This is a genomic window from Microbispora sp. NBC_01389 (assembly GCF_045040095.1).
Lineage (GTDB): Bacteria > Actinomycetota > Actinomycetes > Streptosporangiales > Streptosporangiaceae > Microbispora.
Genome location: NZ_CP109552.1, coordinates 831280 through 853440 on the forward strand (window position 1 = coordinate 831280; position 22161 = coordinate 853440).

The following is a 22161-nucleotide window of genomic DNA, read 5'->3' on the forward strand; positions in this document are numbered from 1 at the left end:
CGGTTCTGGTTTCGATAGCCGGGGGCTATGCGCTCTGCGCCGTACGGATGCCGGGCCGGGAAGGCGCCCGGCGGGTGCGACCAAACTCACAATCCGGGGGCCGCATCGGGCGGCCGGCGACCATAGCCGTAGGCTATCGAGCGTGCAGCTCCAGCAACTGGCCTACTTCACGGCCGTGGCGGAGACGCGGCACTTCACCCAGGCCGCCGAGCGGATGCGGGTCGCCCAGCCGTCGCTGAGCAAGCAGATCAAGAGCCTTGAGACGGAGCTGGGAGCCCCGCTGTTCAGCCGGGCGCGGGGGAACGTCACGCTCACCCCGGCGGGTGAGGCGCTGCTCCCGCTCGCCCGCCGCATCCTGGCCGACGCCGACACGGCCCGGCGCGAGGTCGCCGAGCTCGCGGGGCTGCGGCGGGGGCGGGTCCGCCTCGGGGCGACCCCCTCCCTCTGCGCCGGGTTGCTGGCCGACGCGCTGGCCCGTTTCCACCGCGACTACCCGGGCGTGGAGTTGCGGGTCGAGGAGGGCGGGTCGCGCGACCTGGTGCGGGACCTCGCCCGCGGCCAGCTCGACCTGGCGCTGATCATCCTGCCGCTGCAGAGCAGCGATCCGTCCCTGGTCACCCAGGAGATCCTGAGCGAGAACCTCGTCGTGGCCTCCGGGGGCGACCGGGGGCGCAAGCCGTACATGCGGATCGAGGACCTGCGCGGACGGCCCCTGGTGATGTTCCGCCGGGGATACGACGTGCGGGAGGCGACGCTCGCCGCCTGCCGTCAGGCGGGTTTCGAGCCGCGCTTCGCGGTGGAGGGCGGGGAGATGGACGCGGTGCTGCGGTTCGTCGAGGCGGGCCTCGGCATCGCCGTGGTGCCCTCGATGGTGCTGGAGAACCGGCCGGGTCTGGTGGGCACGCCGCTGGTGCCGGGGCTCCGCCGTACGGTCGCCCTCGCCCACCGCAAGGACGTGGAGCCGACGCGGGCCGCGCAGGCCTTCCGCTCGACGCTGCTGTCGTTCCTGAGCGAGGCCGCGCACGACGGGACCCTCGCCCCCGGAATCGAGGCCCTCGTCGCCATGTGAGTCCTCTATAGGTAGGCATGTGAGCCGCGCCCAGCCTTCCCCTGACGATAAGTTTGTCCCCACGATGCTGCCGACGCTGACCGAGAGGCGTTCGTGACCCCCGTCCCACCTGACCTGCCCGATCCGCTGACGCTCCTGCTGATCGAGGACGACGCCGGCGACGCGTTCCTCGTCGAGGAGCTGCTGGCGGGCGCCGACAGGCCACCGAAGATCACCTGGGCGCGGACGCTGTCCGAGGGGCGCGAGCGGCTGACCGACGACGTCCAGTGCGTGGTCGTCGACCTCTCCCTGCCCGACGCCACCGGGCTGGAGGCGCTGGAGCAGGTCATCGCCATGGCCCCCGACACGGCCGTGCTGGTGCTCACCGGCCTCGGCGACACGCACGCCGGCATCGAGGCGGTCGCCGCCGGAGCCCAGGACTTCCTGGTCAAGCAGGACGTCGACGCCCGCCTGCTGATCCGCGCGATCCGCTACGCGATCGAGCGCAAGCGCGCCGACCTCGCCATGCGCGAACTGCTCCAGGAACGCATCGTCAGCAAGGAGAACTCCCGGCTCGAACGCGGCCTGCTGCCCGTCCCGCTGCTCGACCCCGCGCTGCTGCAGCACCAGGCCCGCTATCTTCCGGGCCGTACGGGCGGGCTGCTGGCGGGCGACTTCTGGGACACCGTCCAGACGCCCGACGGCGCGGTGCACGTACTGATCGGCGACGTGTGCGGGCACGGGCCCGACGAGGCCGCGCTCGGCACGGCGCTGCGCATCGCCTGGCGCACGCTCGTCCTCGCCGGGCAGACCGGCAACGACGTGCTGCGGACGCTGGACACGCTGCTGCGGCACGAGCGCAAGTCTCCGGAGATCTTCACCACGATGTGCAGCGCGGCCATCAGCCCGGACCTGACCACCGCCCGCCTGCACGTCATCGGCCATCCGCCGCCACTGCTGCTGCGCGACGGCGTGCTCGGGGTGGTCACCGAGACGCCGTCCGGCCCGCCGCTCGGGATCTTCCCGGACATCGTGTGGACGCCCATCGACGTCACGCTGGGCGACCAGTGGTCGCTGCTGCTCTACACCGACGGGCTGATCGAGGCCACAGTCGGCGAGAACCGGGACCTGCTCGGCACCGAGGGGCTGGCGAACCTGATCCGCGCCCAGGGGGGCATCGACCTCGACCGCATCATCGCCAGTCTCGACGGCGCCATGCACGACGACGTCGCCGCCGTCCTCGTCTCCCGCGGCAAGGCGAGCCTGACGGATATCCCAGGCATCACGGGCATCCCAGGCATCACGGGCGCGGAGGAGGGCAGGGCATGACGACCACACCGGAGACGAGGACCGAGGAGACGAGCATGCCGGAGACGGACGCGCCGCCGCCCCTCGCCGGCCCGCCCCCGCTCAGCCCTCCCACGCTCACCCCGCCCGCGCTGGACTCCCGCCTGACCGTCAGCCGCTGGTTCCTGCTCACCGGCGCGGGCGTGCTGGTCGTCTTCCTGATCGCCCTGAGCGCGACCCTGCTCGCGCTCGTACAGGCGCAGGACGCCCGGCAGACCCTCGTCGACGCGGTCGACCCGGCCGCCCTCCACACGCTGCGGGTGGCCACCGCCGTACAGGCGCAGGAGGGGGCGATCCGCGGCTTCGGGCTCACCGGGGAGCAGCAGTACCTCGACGCCTACCACAAGGGCGTCTCCGACGAGCGGTCGGCGAAGGACGACATCGCCAGGCTCGTCTCCCGGCTGCCCCAGGGCTACGGCGTCCGCGGCCAACTCCTCGCGCTCACCGAGGCCACCGACGCCTGGCGGCGCGACTACGCCGAGCCGGTCGTCGCCAGGACGCTCGACCAGGGTCCCGGCTCGCTCGCCGGCCTGGCCAAGCCCAACCTCCAGCGCTTCGCGGCCGTCAAGACCGCACTCGACCGGCAGCAGGCGGCCCTGGGCCGGCTCCACGACACCGCGCGGGACCGGCTCTACTCCGCATGGACGACCATCTACGCGGCGATCGCGGTGCTGGGCGGCGCGATGGCGCTGGCCATCGTCGTCTGCGCGCTGATCGTGCGCCGTGCCGTCGTCGGCCCGGTCGCGCGGCTGACCCGGCAGGTGCGGGCGGTCGCCGCGGGCGACTTCGACCACGAGCTCGGCGTCGCCCGGCCGGCCGAGCTGTGGGAGCTGTCCGGGCACATCGACGGCATGCGCCGCCGGATCATGGCCGAGTGGCAGTCGTCCGTCGAGGCCCGCCAGCAGCTCGCGAACCAGGCCGAGGAGCTCCGGCGCTCCAACCGGGAGCTGGAGCAGTTCGCGTACGTGGCGAGCCACGACCTGCAGGAGCCGCTGCGCAAGGTGGCGAGCTTCACCCAGATGCTGGAGCAGCGCTACGCCGACCGGCTCGACGACCGCGCCCGGCAGTACATCTCCTTCGCGGTGGACGGCGCCCGGCGCATGCAGCTGCTCATCAACGACCTGCTCGACTTCTCCCGGGTCGGCCGGGTGAGCGACGAGCGGACGGAGATGAACAGCGGCGACGCGCTGGCCGCCGCGCTGCGCAACCTCGACGCCCGGCTCACCGACACCGGGGCGACGGTCACGCACGACGACATGCCGAGGGTCCTCGGCAACCGGACCCTGCTCACCCAGCTCTTCCAGAACCTCGTCGGCAACGCGCTCAAGTTCCGCTCCGAGGAGCCGCCCCGCGTCCACGTCGGCGTACGACGGGACGGCGACGTGTGGGAGTTCAGCTGCGCGGACAACGGGATCGGCGTCGAGCCGAAGTACGCCGACCGGATCTTCCTGATCTTCCAGCGGCTGCATTCGCGGGACGTCTATCCCGGTACGGGCATCGGGCTGGCCCTGTGCCGCAAGATTGTCGAATATCATGGCGGCCGGATCTGGCTCGACACCGGCGGGAACGCCGGGGCCACGTTCCGCTGGACGTTGCCGGCCCTGGGAGACCCTGTTGAGTGAGTTCCGCCCGATCGAGGTTCTCCTGGTGGAGGACGACCCCGGCGACGTGCTGCTCTGCCGGGAGGCGTTCTCGCACAACAAGGTCGGCAACAATCTCCACGTGGTCCACGACGGTGAGCAGGCGATGGCCTTCCTGCGCGGCGAGGGGCCGCACGGCTCGGCGCCGCGGCCCGACCTCGTGCTGCTCGACCTGAACCTGCCCCGGGTGAACGGCTTCGAGGTGCTGCAGGAGGTCAAGGCCGACCCCGCCCTGCGGAGCATCCCGGTGGTGATCCTGACCACTTCGGAGGCCGAGCAGGATATCCTTCGGGGATACAACCTGCACGCCAACGCGTACATCACGAAGCCCGTCGACTTCGACCAGTTCACCCGAGTGGTGCGGCAGATCGACGAATTCTTCGTCACTGTGGTCAAACTCCCGGGGAAGTGACCGAGATCACAGCGGGGAGGAGTGACCCTCCTCACAGTTCGTGATGTGCTCGTCGTAATGTGTGCCCCACCAATAACGCGCACGGCCTGAGCAGCAGGGTCGGCACGGCCCGAGCAGCACGGCCCGAGCGACGCCGGCCCGAGCACGCGCGGCCGCTCCGGCGTGCGCGGAGTCAGTGAGGGTGGAAGGTCTCCGATGACCCAGACAACGGCCGAGAGCGCGGCACGGAAACAACGCGCGCAGATCAGGGTGCGCACTCTGCGCACCGATCGATGGTGGCTTGCTCCGGTGCTCACGTTCGCCGGGCTCTTCTTGTTCCTGATTTACGGCTTCTGGGCGATGTTCGACCTGAGCATGCTCGCCGGGTCGTACATCGCCCCCTTCTCGTCGCCCTGCCTGGCGGCGGCGACATGTCCGGAAGGGGCCCGGCTGTTCGGGTTCGCACCGTTCGGCGACTGGTACCGGCTCCCGCCGGGACTGCTGATTCTCGCCTTCCCGGGCGGGTTCCGGTTCACCTGCTACTACTACCGGAAGTCGTACTACCGCTCGTGGTGGATGTCGCCGCCGGCGTGCTCGGTGGCCGAGCCGCACAGCAAGTACACGGGCGAGTCGCGCCTGCCGCTGATCCTGCAGAACGTCCACCGCTACTTCTTCTACGTCGCCGCGATCATCGGTCTGATCCTGACGTACGACGCGGTGCTGTCCTTCCGCGACGCGGACGGCAACTGGGGGCACGTCGGCCTCGGCACGGTCATCCTCGTGGTGAACGCGGTCCTGGTCCTGTGCTACACGTTCGGCTGCCACTCCTGCCGCCACATCACCGCCGGGCGCCTGAACCACTTCTCCAGGCACCCGCTGCGCTACAAGGCGTGGACCCTGGTGTCGAAGCTCAACGCGCGGCACCAGCAGTTCGCCTGGGCGTCCATGGTCTCGATCGTGGTCGCGGACCTGTACGTCCGGCTCGTCGCCAAGGGCGTCATCAACTTCCCGTTCGCTTAAGCAGCACGTCGTTGTAAGGATCTCAAGGTGGAGCGTCACGAATACGACGTCGTCGTCATCGGAGCCGGCGGAGCGGGGCTCCGCGCGGCGATCGAGGCGCGGCAGCAGGGCAAGCGGACGGCCATCGTCTGCAAGTCGCTCTTCGGCAAGGCCCACACGGTCATGGCCGAGGGCGGCGCCGCCGCCGCGATGGGCAACGTCAACCCGAACGACAACTGGATGGTGCACTTCCGCGACACCATGCGCGGAGGCAAGTTCCTCAACAACTGGCGCATGGCGGAACTGCACGCCAAGGAGGCGCCGGACCGGGTCTGGGAGCTGGAGGCCTGGGGCGCGCTGTTCGACCGCACCAAGGACGGCAAGATCAGCCAGCGCAACTTCGGCGGTCACGAGTACCCGCGGCTCGCCCACGTCGGCGACCGTACGGGCCTGGAGATGATCCGCACCCTGCAGCAGCGCGTCGTCGCCCTGCAGCAGGAGGACGAGAAGCTGCACGGCGACCCCGAGGCGTACATCAAGGTCTTCGCCGAGTGCACGATCACCCGCCTGCTCAAAGAGGGCGACGCCATCGCTGGGGCCCTCGGCTACTGGCGGGAGACCGGTGACTTCATCGTCTTCGACGCCCCGGCCGTGGTGCTGGCCACCGGCGGCATCGGCAAGTCGTTCGTCGTCACGTCGAACTCCTGGGAGTACACGGGCGACGGGCACGCGCTGGCCATGCTCGCCGGCGCGAACCTCATCAACATGGAGTTCATCCAGTTCCACCCGACGGGCATGGTCTGGCCGCCGTCGGTGCGCGGCATCCTGGTGACGGAGTCGGTTCGCGGCGACGGGGGCGTCCTGCGCAACTCCGAGGGCCGCCGGTTCATGTTCGACTACATCCCGGACGTGTTCAAGGACAAGTACGCCACGACCGAGGAGGAGGCGGACCGCTGGTACGACGACCAGGCGGGCAACCGCCGCCCGCCCGAGCTGCTGCCCCGTGACGAGGTGGCCCGGGCGATCAACGCCGAGGTCAAGGAGGGACGCGGCTCACCGCAGGGCGGCGTGTTCCTGGACGTGTCGACCCGGCTGCCCGCCGCCGAGATCATCCGGCGGCTGCCGTCGATGCACCACCAGTTCAAGGAGCTGGCGGACGTCGACATCACCAAGGAGCCCATGCAGGTCGGCCCGACCTGCCACTACGTCATGGGCGGCGTGGAGGTGGACGCCGACACCGGCGCCGCCTCGGTGCCCGGCCTGTTCGCGGCCGGCGAGGTCTCCGGCGGCATGCACGGCTCCAACCGCCTCGGCGGCAACAGCCTCTCGGACCTGCTGGTGTTCGGCCGCCGGGCCGGCGCGGGCGCCGCGGCGTACGTCGACGGCCTGGCGAGGCGGCCGGCGGCGGCCGCCGGGCTGGTCGAGGAGGCCAGGGCGGAGGCGCTGGCGCCGCTGGAGCGCACCGGCGGGGAGAACCCGTACGAGGTGCACCACGAACTCCAGCGCACGATGAACGACCTGGTCGGCATCATCCGCAAGTCGGCGGAGATCAGCGAGGCCGTCCAGGTCATCGAGAAGCTCAAGGAGCGGGCCCGGCACACCGCGTCCGCGGGCAGCCGGATCTACAACCCCGGCTGGCACCTCGCGATCGACCTGCGCAACATGCTGCTGGTGAGCGAGGCCGTGGCGAAGGCCGCACTGCTGCGTGAGGAGAGCCGTGGCGGGCACACCCGGGACGACTACCCCGGCATGTCGCCGGAGTGGCGCAGGAGGCTGCTGCGCGTGACGCTGACGCCGGACGAGTCGGGCGTGAACGTCGAGGAGAGGGTCCAGCCGTCCATGCGCTCCGACCTGATCAGTCTGTTCGAGCGCGGCGAGCTGGAGAAGTACCTCACCGAAGAAGAGCTGGCGGAGTACGACGCCGCCGTCAAGGAGTCGTGATGGGATACAAGGCGAAGTTCCGCGTCTGGCGCGGTGAGGGCGGCGAGGGCAGGCTTGAGGACTTCACCGTCGAGGTGAACGAGGGCGAGGTCGTCCTCGACGTCATCCACCGGCTCCAGGCCACCCAGACGCCCGACCTCGCGGTCCGCTGGAACTGCAAGGCCGGCAAGTGCGGCTCGTGCTCGATGGAGATCAACGGCAGGCCGCGCCTGGGCTGCATGACCCGGATGTCCACCTTCGAGGAGGACGAGACCATCACGGTCACGCCGCTGCGGACGTTCCCGGTCATCAAGGACCTGGTGACGGACGTGTCGTTCAACTACCAGAAGGCCCGTGAGGTCCCGTCGTTCACGCCGCCGGCCGACGTGAAGCCGGGCGAATACCGCATGCAGCAGATCGACGTCGAGCGGTCGCAGGAGTTCCGCAAGTGCATCGAGTGCTTCATGTGCCAGAACGTCTGTCACGTGATCCGCGACCACGAGGAGAACAAGCCGAACTTCTCCGGCCCGCGCTACTTCATCCGGATCGCCGAACTCGACATGCACCCGTACGACGTGGCGGATCGCAAGGAGCCGGCGCAGGACGAGCACGGCCTCGGCTACTGCAACATCACCAAGTGCTGCACCGAGGTCTGTCCCGAGCACATCAAGATCACTGACAACGCGATCATCCCGATGAAGGAGCGCGTGGTCGACCGGAAGTACGACCCGCTGGTCTGGCTGGGCTCGAAGATCTTCAAGCGCCAGCACTGACCTGCGCGTGACACGAGAGGCGCCGCCCGGGCTCATCCGGGCGGCGCCTCTCGTGTGTTCTGCTCTTAAGTGTCTACTGCCGGTCTCTACGGCCGGGGCTGGGCGTCGGGGGTGTCGCCCGGGCGCTGCTGGGGCTCTCCGGCCGCCGTGCTCCAGGGGTCGGGCACGCCGCCCTGCTGCGCCGGCGCCTGCCCCTGCGCCTGTGCTGCGGGGTCCGCGGCCGGGTAGCCGTACGGCTGGGCGTACCCGTACGGCACGGCGTAGCCGTAGGGCTGCTGCGGATAGGGCATGGCGTACTGCTGGGGGTAAGGCTGCTGGGGGTAGGGCTGCTGCGCGTACGGCTGGACCGGCACGAAGCCGACCATCGGGGCGTAGCCGGAACCCGCCGGATAGGCGGCCGGCGTCTCCGGCGCGACCGGCATGGCGGCGACCGGGCCACCCCGCCGTACGGCGGCGGCGTGGGCCATCCGCCGGAGCCTGCCCTCGAAGATCAGCCAGGCGATCAGCGCGATGCCGAGCAGCACGCCGGCGGGGATCGCGAGCCGGTGGGCCAGCGACGCCTTGTCGTACTCGGGCGAGGCGTTGCGGATCTCGTACGGCACCGTGTCGGGCGCGGGCTCCTCGAACGACGCGGCCGCGGTGGGAGTCTGGGGGGTCTCCGGCGTCGTGGCCGGCGGCAGGCTCACCTGCCCCTCGCTCTCCGGGGTGGAGGTGGCGGACGGGCCGTCGGCCCCGGTGGGAACGTCGGTCGTCGAGGGGAACTGCTCCGTGGTCGCGGGAGGCTGCTGGCCCTGCTGGCCCTGCTGGTCCTGCTGTCCGCCGGTCGACGAGGGCGGGGTGGTGGCGTGGGTCGGCGTGGGCTTGGTGGTGGTGTGCTTGGGCGTCGGGGTGACGGTGATGGTCTTCGTCACCACCGGCTCGGCGGTCGGGCTGGGCGAGACCGGCGGCGTCTGCGTGACGGTGACCGTGACGACGTCGCACTCGTCGCCCTGAGTGGGGTCGCACGGCTTCACCGGGTCGGCGGTCGCGCCGAGCACCGGGCTGATGACCACGACCGCCAGCGTGGCGATTGCCAGCGACGCGGCGGCCGAGGACGCGGCCCTGATGTATGCGCGTCCGATCACCGATCGCCTCCTGTCAGCGTGTGCGAGGTCAACACCGATTGTAGTTCGGTCCACGGGACCGCAAAGCCGGTCTCAGGGAACGATTCCGCGTCCTATCCGGAAAACAGCTATCTGGGCAACAGCTGTCCGGGCAACAGCTATCCGGGCAACAGCGTCTCGATCGCGGCGACCACCGGCAGATCCGCGGGCAGCCAGGCGACGTCGTACAGCTCGTGCGGCTCCAGCCAGCGCAGCGCGAGGTGCTCGATCGGCCGGGGGACGCCCGCGGCGAGCCCGGCGAGCCAGACGTGCATCACATGGCCGTTCGGCAACGGCCAGTCCCCGCCGACGCGACGCGAGACCACGATGTCGACGCCGAGCTCCTCGGCGCACTCGCGCACCAGCGCGGCGCGCTCGTCCTCCCCCGGGTCGACCTTCCCGCCGGGGAACTCCCAGCCGCCGCGCAGTTCCGGCGGAGCGGACCGCTGGGCGGCCAGGAGCCGGCCGTCCGCCACGATCGCGGCGCCCACGACCAGCCTGCCGGTCACGTCTGGGCCCGCTTGAGCTGCGCCAGCACGGTGTCGTTGCGGAGCGGCCGGGTGAAGCCGACGATGTTCGGCCGGTCGCGGTAGGTCGTCACCTTGATCGGCCCGCAGAGGGTGCACCTCGCCTCGATCATCGTTCCGGGCGAGACGACCATCCCGACGTGCCCGGGGTTGTCCTTGGACGTGCCGGGCCCGGCGTCGAAGAAGACGAGGTCGCCGGGCTGCTCCTCGCCCTGTTCGATCCGCGTGCCGAAGGGCCACTGGCCGAAGGTCGTCCGCGGGATGCTCAGACCGGCGTTCCGGTAGGCCATGTAGATGATCCCCGAGCAGTCGAAGGCGTCCGGGCCGGTGCCACCCCATCGGTACGGCTTGCCCCGCTGCGCCAGAGCGTATTGGAGGATCTGGCGGACGACGTCGTCGGGGGCGCTGTCGACGAACCCCGAGTCGCAGGCGGGGTCGGCCTCGGCGGGCAGGCCGATCTCCCCCGTCGCGGCGTAGCGCTTGGCGATCTCCAGGACCTGGTCGACGTACCAGGTGGCGCGGTTGTAGACGAAGATCGCCTTTCTGAGGTCATCGGGGGCGCCGTTGCGCTTGAGCATCTTGGCCGTGCCGAGGATGGCGTCCGCCGGGTTGTAGACGTCGCCGAAGCCGTCCCCGTCGCCGTCCGAGGCGTAGCCGTTGACGCCCGGCTCGATCTTCATCTTGGCCTGGCCGCCCCAGGTGCTGATGAGGAACTGCATCGGGCCCGCGGCGCCCGCGTAGTTGGTGCCGCTGCGCACGCCCGGCAGCGAGGACCGGCCGTGGTTCGTCTCCCGCTTGCCGATGGCGGCCAGCACGTTCCACTGCACGCCGATCTGCTTGCCGAACTTCTTGTAGAGCTCCAGGTAGTCCTCGGGAATGTCGCTCCGCGCCGTCTTGGAGAGATCCGTCCCGGGCGTCCCGGCGCCGGGACCCGTGGCGGCCTCGGCGCAGTTCCCGGACACGCCGCCGCCGAGGAGCATCGACGGGCTCGGGGTCATGAGGATGATCGAGGCGAAGAGCGTGATCGGCACGATCACGACGAGGGCCACGGCGATCAACCGCCAGGACCGCCCTCCCGAGGCGAGCCGGCGGACTGCCGAGGTGCCGCGCGGCGGGACGGTCACGGCGAGGTGTCCCCGTCCTGGCCGGAGTCGGCCAGTTGCAGGTCGTACACCCGCCAGTCGGTGCCCGACTTGACGACGGTCACGGCGAACCGCTCGGGCACGTCCTTCTGGCCGCTCCGGTCCGTCACGTGCCGGGTGGAGTCGACGACCAACACCACCTGGGCGCCCGTCATGTCGCGGATCGACGCCACCTTCGCCGACCCCTTCGAGACCACCTGGTCGGCCTCGTTCTGGTCCGCCACGGCGGGATCGGTGACGGTCCTGGTGAGCTGGGCCGCGAACTCGGTGGTCGCGAACGCCGTGAGCCGCTCGGCGCGGGCCGCCGCCTCCTCGTCGTACGAGAAGGTGCCGTACGCCTCGGTGAAGCGGCGGGCGAGGTCGGCCGCCGCGCCGATCTCCTCCCTCGACAGCGGCAGGTACGCGTACACGTCGAAGGCGCCGGGAGTGGTGGCGACCGGGCCGGGCTCCCGCGCCCCCGTGGCCGCCCGTCCAGTGGCCGCCCGCCCGGTGGCCGCCGACCGCCCCACCGACTGCTGTCTCGCCTGCTCGTCGCCGTCCGAGGGCGGGCTCATGGTGAGGTAGACGCCGACGGCGGCGAGCACCACCACGGCCGCCCCGAAGGCGAGCCCCTTGCCCCGGTCGCTGTTCCGGCTTCTCATGGCCTCGTCGGTGGTCCCGTCACTCGCCGGAGTCGCGGTCGGCCGGCTTGGTCCAGAACGGGGCCGGGGCGTCACCCTCGCGGCGCGTGCTCTGCCCCCGGCTCGGCAGCCAGAGCGGGGGCGGCTCGGCCGGACGCGAACGCCCGGCGGACGACCCCGAGTCACGCGAGTCACGCGAGTCACGTGGCGGCGGCGCCGGACGGGAGCGGCCCGTGTCACCCCGGCGGGACGAGCCGCCGAACAGGCCGCCCGAGCCTCCCGAACCACCCGAGCGGCCCGAACCGCCGCCGAACAGGCTCCCCGGCCCGCCACCTGAGGAGCCCCGCGGCGAGCGGCCCGAGCCGCCGCCGAAGATGCTGCCCGACCCGCCACCTGAGCCGCCACCTGAGCCGCCGGAGCCGCGCGGGGACGACGGCCGGGAGGCCCAGCCGCCGGACCGGCCGCTGAACCAGCCGCCACCTGACCCGCCACCGGACCCGCCCGTGGGAGCGGCGGAGGGAGGCGCGGAGGGAGCGGAGGAGGCGGAGACGCCGGTGACCGCGGCTCCCGTCACCCGCCGCGGCGGCGCGGACGGAGCCGAGGGCCCGGACGGCCGTGACGGCGCCGCCCCGCCTCCCGTGACCCGTCCAGGTGTCCGTCCCTGCGCAGGGCCGCTCGCAGAGCCGTTGGCCGGGCCGTTCGAAGGGCCCCGGGCCCCGGCCGGCCGTACGCCGGACAGGTTCAGCGGCGGGGCGGTGCCGGGACGTGCGGCGGCGACCCCGGCCTTGCGGCGGCCCGCCTGCCCGTCGGCGTCGAGCGGCGCGGGTTGCGCCCCCGCGCGCGCGCCGGCCTGGGCCGGGACGTTGCCCGCGCCCTCCTCTCCGCGCACCCGGCCCTGGGCCACGGAGGAGGCGGCAGCGGCAGCGGCGGCGGCGCCCGCGCCGCTCGCCATCGCGGCGGCGCCGATGACGGGCTCGGCCTTGCGCAGGCCCCACCGGCCCGCCCGGGCCGCCGCGACCGGCGGCAGCACGGAGGCGGCCCGGGAGAGGGTCGGCGCGGTCGCGGCCTCGCCGAGCATCCGGGTGGCGAGCGTGTGCCCGTCCATCGAGGCGAACAGATGCTGGAACGGCCGGCGGTAGAAGAAGACCGCGATCGTCATCAGCGCCATGAAGAGGATCTGCATGCCCCATGGCAGGTTGGTCGAGATGATCAGCGCGTAGCCGTACACGAGGATGCCCAGCACCAGCGCGAGCACGGCCTGGCGGAGCAGCGTGCCGACCAGCATCTCCAGCCACCGCATGGCGATGATCCGTCCCGAGCCGGGATGCACGCCGATCAGCAGGAAGACCGGCGCGAGCATCAGCAGCAGCAGGAAGCCGACCTTCAGCACGAGCAGCGACACCGCGACGAGGAAGATGAGCAGACCGGCGACCATCGCCGCGATGAACGCCCCGATGGCGATGCCGAGGCGGCTGGTCCAGTCCTTGCCCTGGAAGAGGAAGAACACCGGAGTGCTCTGCAGCGGCTTGGCGACCTCCTCCTCGAACCGCTGCTGGTGCGAGTCGGAGGCCGGAGTCTGCTTGGCGGCCAGTTCCTGGGCGTCGATCGCCTGGAGGTCGAGGACCTTCTGGCCGAGGCCCTTCACGAGACCGGCGTTGGGGTCGGCCGTGGCGAACTCACCCATCAGCCACGGCTTGCAGACGAGGATCGACCACAGCGCGTCGGCGTTCTGGGCCACGCCGGGGGTGCCCTGCCGGCCGTAGCCGCCCGCCGTGGGCTCGCCCGGCACCTCGCCCGGCTCGGTCGCCTTCATGGGCAGACAGGACGCGCCGCCCGCTCCCGGCAGGCCGGAGAACGCCGAGTTGACGATCTCGCCGGTCTTGTCGGTCACGGTCTTGCCGAGGCCGGTGAAGTCTCCCGGGCGGCTGAAGAACCAGATCGCGACCGTGACCGCGAGGACCATCCAGACGACGCCCTCGGTGGTCGTCGTCGCGCGTTTGCGGATGAGGCCGTACCAGGCCAGCCAGATCGCGCCGAGGATGACGACCGGCCGCAGGTACGGCCAGTACATCGCGTCGGCGAGGTTCTTGACGATGTCGTCGGCGACTTCCTTGATGGGCTGCAGCGGGCCCTCGGTGGCCGCCGCCTGGTACGTGCTGATCGTCAGCCGGTCGACGGCCTTGGCCCAGGAGAAGACCGTGTTGGCCCACGCGTTGCCGAGGACGGCGGTGACGTCGGAGCACCCGAGGCCGTAGGTGTGCCAGAACTGCCCGGCCATGCCGTACCGCTCGTAGTTGGTGAGCGGCTCCTTCGGCGCCGTGCCCCCCGCCGAGCCCCCCGCCGTGCCGTCCGCAGCACCCCCGGCACCGTCCGTCGCGCCGGTGGGCGGCTTGCCGGTGGTGGCGGCCGTCGCGTCCTCCGGCGCCGGGGGCCGCACCAGGCCGTCGACGCCGCCGCCCACGATCTCGGGGGCGAGTTTGGGCGACAGCTCGCAGATCCCGTCGGCGCTCGCCGTGCCGGCCGGGAAGACCAGCGGCAGCGTCACGAACGCCGCGAAGGCGACGAACAGCAGGGCGAGGCTCCGCCGGAGCCTCCCGCCGCGTCTGCCGCCCTCTTTTGCGCCCTCTCTGGTGCGGCCTCTGGGACCGTTCCTGCGCACGCTCACGATCGCACCTCCTGCGCGACCCCCGACCGACCGGAGCCCCCGTCAAAGAGATCATGCATGTTCTCGCCGGGTTTGTCGTGTGTCGGATTGGTGTCAAGCCAGCGCAGCAGCTCTTCGGAGATAAGGTCCACCCCAATACGGCCGGCCCGGCCGTCCAGATCCCGGAAGACGCACTCCCCGTTGCCCAGGGAGCGCAGCACGCCCTTGTGATCCTCCGACGGGTCCACGCCGAGAAGCTCCATCACGTGCTCGACCTCCACCCGCTCGGTGGACCGGAACGCGAACACCGACGACAGGCAGTTGGTGACCTGCTCGTTGAGCAGGTCACCGGCGTTCTGCGAGACCAGGACGAGCGCCGTGTTGCGTGAACGGCCCATCCGGGAGACCTCGGGCACGAGCTTGGCGCCCTCCGGGGTGGACGTGATCGCCCACGCCTCGTCGAGGAAGATGGCCTTCGGCGTGCGCCGGTCGAGCCCGTTCATCAGGCGGCGGGCGAACTGCGACACCAGGTAGAGCAGCGCCACCGACAGCCGCTGCTCGTAGGAGTAGTCGTCCCTGACCGTCGCCACGTCGGGCAGCGTGAGGCCGCCGAGCGTGAACACCGTCGTCCAGCCCGCGGTGTCGATCTGCTCGCCGCCGTAGGCGTCGAAGCAGAGCCGGGCGAGGTGCATCTCCGACATCGAGCGCAGCACGGCCCCGAGGTTCTTGGACGCGGGGTCGGACGACTGCTCCAGGTGGCCGACCACCTTCCCCAGCGAGGGGTCGGGCTCGTTGGACACCGCCGCGACCGCCTGGATCATGGCGGACTCGCGCTCCTCCGACATCCTCGGCAGCAGCAGCCGCAGGGTCTCGGTCGCCATCGTCTTCTTCGCCGCGATGTCGTCGCCGAACGCGAACGGGTCGAGCAGGCCCGGCGCGGCCGACCCCAGCGGGATGACCCTCGCCTTGCGGCCCCGCGCCCGCAGCAGCCGTACGAGCGACTCGGCGTCGCCCTTGGGGTCGATCACCGCGATCGTGACGCCGCGCAGCGCCATCTGGTAGATCAGCAGCAGCGCCAGCGTGGTCTTGCCGCCGCCGGGCTCACCGGTGATCGCGATGGCCGTCGGGCGGTTGCGCGCCGCCGCGACGAGCGGGTCGAAGTGGACGATGCTGCGCGCCCGGCCCAGCGTCTCTCCGACGTACGGCCCGATCCACCCGGCGTTCGACTCGTCGACCCGGTCGCCGATCTCGACGGTCGCGGTGGCCATGCCGCCCGCGATCGTCCGCAGCGGCTGCCGCTGGGCGTACGCGTTGACCCGCAGCCGCTCCCCCGGCAGCGCCTCGCAGAACAGCGAGAACTGGTCGCCGGTGGAGTTGACGACGTCGACGCCGAGGTCGCGGAAGTGCTCGACGATGGCCTCGACCCGCTGGACGCACATCTCCTCGGTCGGCGCGCTGACGCTCAGCCGGTGCCAGCCGTAGACGAAGGGCAGCCGCTCCTTGGTGATGCCGTGCTCCAGCATGCGGGCGGCGTCGATCTGCTCGGCCAGCGCCAGCGGGGCCTCGGCTCCCGCCTCGCGGATGTGGATGTCCATGTCACGGGCGTGGGCGAGCTTGCGCGCCACGTCCTTGCTGGCCCGTACGGGGGGGATCAGCCGCATCCGGCTGGAGATCTCGACGGGGAAGGGAAGCTGGTCGGCGAAGTGCAGCCACGGCTCGCCGTCGGGAAACGGCATGAGATCGGGGAACCGGGCGAACGACAGGTGCGCGACATAGGCCTCGCCGGCCGGCTGCTGGATGCGCAGCAGCGACCTGCCGTTGTGGATCTGGCCCTCGACCAGCGCCTCGATCTCGCCCTTGCCCCATCTGCGGCGGGACGACGCCGAGGGCAGCGGCTCGCCGAGACCGGCCGCCGCGGCGTGCTGGAACAACCAGGCGATCTCGGTCGAGGTGGCGTGGCGGGCGTAGAGCGCGCTGGAGCCCAGCGCCCGGCCGAGCCGCTCGGCGGCCTCGGTCCACCGGGCGATCTCCCGGTCCGGCACGTGGTCGTCCTCGATGCCCAGCTTCTTCTCACCGCGCTGGTAGAAGCCGAACATCTGGGCCAGGACGCCGGTGCCGAGCTGGGCGCCGCGCGGGCCGAGCCGTACGCCGAGGTAGACCTCCTTGCTCCAGAAGTCCTTGGCCCAGACGTGGCGGTACATCTCCTCCAGGTACTCCCGCCACCCGGGGCCCTCGTCGGAGGTCGCGTTGAGGGCCATCGCCCACTCCGCGGCGGGATACGCCCGGTGCGCGACCCGAAGGTGCACCTCGGCGTCGGGCATCCTGATCGCGGCCAGCGCGATCGTGACGTTCGTGGCCAGCGCCTCGCGCTCCTCGGGGGTGAGGAACTCGTAGCTCACCGTCGGCAGGCGGAAGTAGGCCCAGGCCGCCGAGTCGGTGAGCAGAACCCGATCATCGAAGTACCGCACCGCCAGGCGACTGCGCGCCCTGCTCATCGACCTTTCACCAGCTCTCCTGATCGCACGTCCCGGGACCCGTCGGACCCGCGCGACCGCCCTCGCCGCGGCCCGCGTCCGGCGTTCATCTCGCCACCTCCTGCTTGGCCTGGGCCGCCGCCAGGCCGTTCACGATCACTCCCGCGAGCGCGACGTACGCCCTGCGGCCGCCTGTCCGGAGATGGGTGATGTCGACCGGTCCCGGCCGGCCGGGCGCCAGCTCGTCCTCCCAGGGGATGCGGACGATCGCCCGGCACCGGCCGCTGGCGACCGCCTCCGCCTGCTCCACGTCGGGGAGGCTGCGGCGGCTCACTCCGTTGATCACCATGACCGCCCGCCGCCGCAGGTCGGAGCAGCCGTGGCCGTCGAGCCACTCGTACGTCATGGCGACCGCCTCGGAGGCGTCCTCGCTCGCGGGGGCGACCAGCACGAGCTGGTCGGCGTACGGCAGGAGGCGGGCGGCCAGCGCGGCCGCGGGGTCGATGACGGTCAGGCGATAGTGCCGGTCGAGCGCGGCGAGCGTCCGGCGCCAGTCGGCCAGGAACGCGCGTTCCGCGAGGCGCTGGGTCACCCGGTCGTCGGTGTCCGCTCCGACGACCTCCAGCCCCGACTCGCAGCGCGTCGTGTAGGACCGCATGCCGAGGTAGCCGCTCACCTCCTCGGAGCCCTCCAGCAGCGAGCTCAGCGTCTCCGGGGACTCGGCGGCGATCCTCGTCGTCAGCGTGCCCTCGCCGGTGTTCGCGTCGAGCGCGAGCACCCGGTCGTCTCGGTATCGGGCCAGCGTGTGGCCCAGCATTAAGGCCGTGGTCGTCTGCCCGGCGCCGCCCGTGCAGCCGAGCACCATGATCCGCCTGCTGCTGGTCAGCGGGACACGGGCGCGCGCCTCGTCGACCTCCATGCCGTCCGTACGGCTGCCGCCCACGACCACCTGGGCCAGGCGCCGCCAGCCGCCGGAGGGGTCGCGGCCCACCACCGCCTCGACCCGGCGCAGCCTCGGCTGCTCCTCGTGCCCCGGACGGCCGGTCGCGGGCCTGGCGGCCGGCAGCGTGGGCCGCGCGCCGGACGGGGCCGCGTGGCGGGGCACTGCCGGGACCGTCCGGATCGGCATTCCGGTGGGACCCGCCGGAGGCGTGACGCTCCCCTTGCCCGCCGGACCGGGCGATCCCGCCGCGTCACCGGGCTGGGCATCCCCGGTCTGGACGCCGGGCGGCCGCGGCTCGGAGCGGTGCGCGGCGGGGGGCTGTGAATAGGGCGGCCTGATCCTGATCGGCTGCGCGGCCGGGGCAGGCACCTCACCGGCCCGGTCCGCGTCCGCGTCGGGGTTGGCCTTGGGGTTGGCGTTGGGGTTGGGGTTGTCCTTGGGGTTGTCCTTGGGGTTGTCCTGGGGGTTGGCGTTGGCGTCCGAGGGACCGGCAGCCGCCGTCGGGCCGATCCGGACCGGCCCGATGACCGTCACGCCCGCGGGCTCGGCGTTCTCCGGGACGTCCCCGGTGTCCCCGATGTCATTGGCGTCCGCGATGTCCGCGGGCCGATCGGGCGAGGTCTGGGCATGGACCGTCGCGGGAATGACCTCTCCCCACGCGCCGCCCTGCTCACGGGGTCGCACCAGCCGAGGCGGCCGCCCCCTGCGGTGCTGCGCGAGGACATCGGCGTCGTCGGGCCGCGTGGGGGCTTCGCTCCTCCCGCCGCCCTGGTCCCGCTCGTCGTGGTCCCGCTCGTCGTGGTCCCGCTCGTCGTGGTCCCGCTCGTCGTGGTCCCGCTCGTCGTCCGCCCGCCCGGCGGCGGCTTCGGAGGCAGCCTGGAGAGCGCCGGGCTCGGCCCCGCCAGGCGCGGTCGCGTCCTGTCGCGCGGCCTCGTCGCGGTCGGAAGCTGTCCTCGGCGCGAATTCCTGGACGACTTCCTGGGCAGCTTCCGGGGCGGTGTCTGCGGTGGTTTCCAGAACGGCCGGTGCGGCCGGGAGGTCCGCGGCCCGCTCGTCATCCGCATCGTGTCGGTCCGGGGTCGAGAAGGCCGGGGCGGCGGGCCGTACGGCGCGGGGTTCGGAGGACGCGGCGAGCCTGCGCAGGCGGCGCAGCGTCTCCGTGCCGATGGGCGGCACGGGATGGGTCTCGGAAGAGGACTCGGCCCGGGGCTCGGAATGCGTCTCCGAGTTGGCCTCGGAGTTGGCCTCGGAGTTGGCCTCGGAGTTGGCCTCGGAGTTGGCCTCGGAGGCGGCGGTGGGGCTCGCGCCGGGGGCCCGCCTGTCCGAGCCCCGGTCCCGCGGCTCCGCGTCGTGGCCCGTGCTGCCAAGGCCTGTGCTGCCAAGGCCCGTGCTGTCGTGGCCCGTGCTGCCAAGGACCGTGCTGCTGTGGGCAGCGCCGTCGTCCCGTCCGGCGGGTGGCCCGTCTGTGCGACGGTCCCGCACGGGATCGTCCGTGCGGGCGGGGCTCACCGGCGCGGGTGGGTGCGGCAGGGAGTAGACCCGCTCACCCGTGACGTCGCCCGTCGTGTCACGCTTGGCGGCGGCCGCGGCGCCGCTCCAGGGGAGCGGGGCGGGGCTGCCGGTGGTGACCGGCACGGCCGCGGCGGCAGCGGCGGCCACAGCGGGGCGCACGACGCGGGACGGGTCGAGCGGCGGCCCGCCCGCCCGCGCCGCGGCGGCCCGTGCGGCGCCTGCGGGGTGCGCGGTCTCCGGACCGGCGGCGATCTTGACCGAGATCGGGCGGCGCGCCCTGGCTCTGACCCCGCGGGAGACGGCTCCGCCGTTGCCGGTGGGGGCGGGCGGGGTGGCCCGCCAGACGCGCCCGGTGAGGGCGATCTCGTCCGGCTCGTCGAACGGAGCCATCCGGCACCAGGTCTTGGGCTCGGCCATGTAGCGAACCTGCGACTGGAGAAGCTCGGTGAGACGCTTGTTCTCGATGACCGGACGGGTGGACAGCCAGGTGAGCACGCCGGGAGGAACCAGGTAGACGACGTGCCACGGCGCCTCCAGCGGCAGCCTCACCAGGAGGAGGAAGAGCCACCAGGGTACGGAGACACCCACGAACACACCGATCCAGACGACCGGAAGCGGCATCGGCAGCCGTAGGTCGTACAGCTTGTACAGCCGCTTCTCGATACGCCAGATATTGGTATATGTGGGCAGATCCACCCCGAACCTCCTCTCCGCCCGATCACTTGATCCCGAGCGCGCCCGCGATGGCCTTCGCTGTCACCTCGATGATGTTGGGAACATAGAAGATCACACCGATCGCGATCGCCAGGATGATGAACTGCACGAACCTGGTGATCTCGCGGGTGAAGAGGAAGAAGATCGCCACGACGGAGACGACCGCGAGGAACAGCGGGGCGAAGAACTTCCTGAGGAAATCAGCGAGACCTTCGGTGTTGATGCCCGTCACCGGCGCCGGTGACGACGGTGCGGCCAGATCAAGGAAATGATCCGCGATGGTCTTCACAATCAACTCTCGCCCTCCCGGGGGTATGGATCAGCGATGTCTGTGCCGGGCATGCGCTACCCCACGGACCGGTTCGCACCCTGGATGTCCTTGACGAACCACTTGCCGCCCTGCTTCTCAACCGTCAGCTCGTAGGCCTGCTCGAGGCCCCCCGGCTCGCCGGCCGGGTCCTGGGACGGACTCGGCGCCGCCGCGTCCCCGGACGCCACTGCCCACACCACCACCGCGGTCACCTTCCTGCTGTCGGCACCACCTGGTGGCACGAACATCTTCTTGAGCTCTGCGAAGGTGAACCTGCCGTTGAAGCCCTCGATCGTCACGCCGTTCGCGACGTATCGTTGCAGATCCGCCTGGTTACCCGCCGCGTACGCCTTGAAGAAGCCTTCGAGCGGGGGCCGCAGTTCGGCCCCGGTGGTGGAGTCGCTGTCGGGCTCGGGAAGCTGGGGCAGACCGGCCGGGCCGGGGTCGGGCAGCAGGGCGGGCTGCGCCGAGACAACGAACCTGCCGCCGTCGTAGTAGACCGGCACGGACAGCAGGCCACGGGAGTCCCCGGACTGGTACGACACGCTCACCCGGGCATTGCGGTCGTCGATCACGTCGATCCCCGCGTACTGGAAGGCTCCGGCGGACATGCGCCCGTAGCCGTTCCAGCCGAACTGCGCGTCGGCGCCCTCCGGCAGGAACGCCTTCAGCCGTTCCGCACGCTGCTGGGGATTGGCCGCGTCGTAGTTGAGGTAAACCGCCGCGAACTGGTCCGCGAAGGCCGCCGCCCGCGTCGTCGGGAAGGCGGACACGGCCGTCTCGGCCGGAGCGGTGCCGGTGTCCTGCATGGAGCGCTCGAACAGGGCCCGGACGCCGTTGACCACGATCACGATGATCAGAGCCCAGAGGATCGCCCGCCCGGCCCAGACGAGCCAGCGGCCTCCGCCGCCGCTCCATCCCCTGCGCCGGGGGGCGGTGCCGTGAGGGGCTGCCGACCGGTCGAAGCCCTCCGGAGGGTACAGCTCAGGGTCGCCAGCGATCCGAGGATCCTGCTGGACGTCTGACCTGCGAGCCATCACGCCTCCGCTCGCGCCGATCCATCCGGCTGGCGCGGTTTCCTCTTGCTCTCGTTCCGGTTAGCCGCATTGAAGTATTCACCCTAGCGGTCTAGCCAATTCTTCCAGGTAAGCCACGCCCATGGTGCAAGCATCGCCGCGAGCGAGCAAACCAGGTCTACATCGCGTTGCGGGGCGCCAAGCCTATCCACTCTGCGGAAAAGTGCGTTATGCCTGGCCAGCGGGGCTGGCGATTACCTAACCGCCATCTATTGGTGTCTTCACAGCCTGGAGAGATGGCGGTGCGGACGTACCGCTCGGAGCCGGCCCCCGCACGCGAGGGTCCCGCACGCGGCACGTGCGGGACCCTCTCCGATCGGTCGTGCGCGCTCTCCCGTCACTCGCAGGAGGACGAGTAGGGCGCGCTCTCCTGCCCGAGGCTCGACTCCTCCTCCTGGTACGACGACCGCTGCGCCGACTCCAGCGAGGACTGCTCGGCCGACTCCAGGGACGACTCCGGCGAGGACGGGAGCGAGGAGGACTCGCTCGGCAGCTGGGCCGTGGCGTCGCTCGCCAGCTGCTGGATGCGCTGCTGGGCGCTCGCGGCCTCGTCCCTGATGCGCTGCATGGCGCCGGCGGCCTCCGCGTTGATGTCGGCCCGCGTCTCCTCCATCGCGCCGCTCAGGCCGCTCAGGCCGGAGATCGCCCGCGGCCGGCGGAGGCCGCGCCGCTCGCCAGAGCGACCCCTCCGGCCGTGAGCGTCGCGGCGATGATCGCCGAGAGAGCGAGCTGTCCGGACTTCCAGTGCATGGTCCCTCCTTGGGCCCGTATCGGGCCGCGCAGGTCGTGCCACCTGGGCTTTTCCCCGGTTCCCGAATTACGCCGCGGGCGTCTCCCTCTCCCCGATCAAGCCGACACACAGCCCGAAATGGGATCAATTACTGAAAAGGGAGGGTTCACCTGACGAGTCGCCACCCAACGGCCTCAATTCGATGCTCA

At 71.6% G+C, this 22161-nt stretch carries 17 protein-coding genes; 7 read left to right on the forward strand and 10 right to left on the reverse strand.

The window, feature by feature from the left end; all coding sequences use genetic code 11:
- Positions 1-142: 142 nt before the first annotated feature.
- The 7 genes from OG344_RS03845 (at position 143) to OG344_RS03875 (ending at position 8118) form a co-directional block, all read left to right on the forward strand.
- Entirely contained in the window at positions 143-1069 is a 927-nt protein-coding gene (locus OG344_RS03845; protein WP_327047859.1) for a LysR substrate-binding domain-containing protein, read from the forward strand.
- A 93-nt stretch (positions 1070-1162) separates the two neighbouring features.
- Positions 1163-2377 carry a PP2C family protein-serine/threonine phosphatase gene (locus tag OG344_RS03850; RefSeq protein ID WP_405086997.1) on the forward strand — a complete coding sequence of 405 codons (1215 nt, stop codon included), beginning with the start codon at positions 1163-1165 and terminating at the stop codon, positions 2375-2377.
- Entirely contained in the window at positions 2374-4017 is a 1644-nt protein-coding gene (locus OG344_RS03855; protein ID WP_405086998.1) for an ATP-binding protein, read from the forward strand. The genes OG344_RS03850 and OG344_RS03855 overlap by 4 nt, the downstream gene beginning before the upstream one ends.
- A complete protein-coding gene (locus OG344_RS03860; RefSeq protein WP_327047862.1) occupies positions 4010-4447 on the forward strand; it encodes a response regulator in 438 nt (145 codons plus the stop codon). Before OG344_RS03855 ends, OG344_RS03860 begins: the two co-directional genes overlap by 8 nt.
- A gap of 195 nt (positions 4448-4642) precedes the next feature.
- Positions 4643-5446: a hypothetical protein gene (locus OG344_RS03865; protein WP_327047863.1), complete on the forward strand. Its 804-nt coding sequence runs from the start codon at positions 4643-4645 to the stop codon at positions 5444-5446.
- Between the two features lie 27 nt (positions 5447-5473).
- The gene (locus OG344_RS03870; protein ID WP_405086999.1) at positions 5474-7366 is read left to right on the forward strand and encodes a fumarate reductase/succinate dehydrogenase flavoprotein subunit; all 1893 of its coding nucleotides are present in this window, start codon (positions 5474-5476) and stop codon (positions 7364-7366) included.
- Positions 7366-8118: a succinate dehydrogenase/fumarate reductase iron-sulfur subunit gene (locus tag OG344_RS03875; protein WP_405087000.1), complete on the forward strand. Its 753-nt coding sequence runs from the start codon at positions 7366-7368 to the stop codon at positions 8116-8118. Before OG344_RS03870 ends, OG344_RS03875 begins: the two co-directional genes overlap by 1 nt.
- Before the next feature lie 86 nt (positions 8119-8204).
- Here OG344_RS03875 and OG344_RS03880 read toward each other — a convergent pair whose 3' ends face one another.
- The 10 genes from OG344_RS03880 to OG344_RS03925 all read right to left on the reverse strand — a co-directional run bounded on the left by OG344_RS03880 (position 8205) and on the right by OG344_RS03925 (position 21835).
- Entirely contained in the window at positions 8205-9242 is a 1038-nt protein-coding gene (locus OG344_RS03880) for a hypothetical protein (RefSeq protein WP_405087001.1), read from the reverse strand.
- Between the two features lie 137 nt (positions 9243-9379).
- A complete protein-coding gene (locus OG344_RS03885) occupies positions 9380-9769 on the reverse strand; it encodes a (deoxy)nucleoside triphosphate pyrophosphohydrolase (protein ID WP_327047867.1) in 390 nt (129 codons plus the stop codon).
- Positions 9766-10911 carry an NlpC/P60 family protein gene (locus OG344_RS03890; protein ID WP_405087002.1) on the reverse strand — a complete coding sequence of 382 codons (1146 nt, stop codon included), beginning with the start codon at positions 10909-10911 and terminating at the stop codon, positions 9766-9768. Before OG344_RS03890 ends, OG344_RS03885 begins: the two co-directional genes overlap by 4 nt.
- Positions 10908-11570 (reverse strand): hypothetical protein, encoded by a 663-nt coding sequence (locus OG344_RS03895; protein WP_405087003.1) that lies wholly within the window; start codon positions 11568-11570, stop codon positions 10908-10910. The genes OG344_RS03890 and OG344_RS03895 overlap by 4 nt, the downstream gene beginning before the upstream one ends.
- A 19-nt stretch (positions 11571-11589) precedes the next feature.
- Positions 11590-14214 carry a hypothetical protein gene (locus OG344_RS03900; RefSeq protein WP_405087004.1) on the reverse strand — a complete coding sequence of 875 codons (2625 nt, stop codon included), beginning with the start codon at positions 14212-14214 and terminating at the stop codon, positions 11590-11592.
- Positions 14211-16688 carry an ATP-binding protein gene (locus OG344_RS03905; protein WP_405087005.1) on the reverse strand — a complete coding sequence of 826 codons (2478 nt, stop codon included), beginning with the start codon at positions 16686-16688 and terminating at the stop codon, positions 14211-14213. Before OG344_RS03905 ends, OG344_RS03900 begins: the two co-directional genes overlap by 4 nt.
- 85 nt (positions 16689-16773) lie before the next feature.
- Positions 16774-19818 (reverse strand): TcpE family conjugal transfer membrane protein, encoded by a 3045-nt coding sequence (locus OG344_RS03910; protein ID WP_405087006.1) that lies wholly within the window; start codon positions 19816-19818, stop codon positions 16774-16776.
- A gap of 22 nt (positions 19819-19840) precedes the next feature.
- Positions 19841-20131 (reverse strand): hypothetical protein, encoded by a 291-nt coding sequence (locus tag OG344_RS03915; protein WP_405087007.1) that lies wholly within the window; start codon positions 20129-20131, stop codon positions 19841-19843.
- A gap of 50 nt (positions 20132-20181) precedes the next feature.
- Positions 20182-21183, reverse strand: coding sequence for a conjugal transfer protein (locus OG344_RS03920; protein WP_405087008.1), 1002 nt, complete (start codon positions 21181-21183; stop codon positions 20182-20184).
- A 376-nt stretch (positions 21184-21559) separates the two neighbouring features.
- The gene (locus OG344_RS03925; protein WP_405087009.1) at positions 21560-21835 is read right to left on the reverse strand and encodes a hypothetical protein; all 276 of its coding nucleotides are present in this window, start codon (positions 21833-21835) and stop codon (positions 21560-21562) included.
- Positions 21836-22161 lie beyond the last annotated feature (326 nt).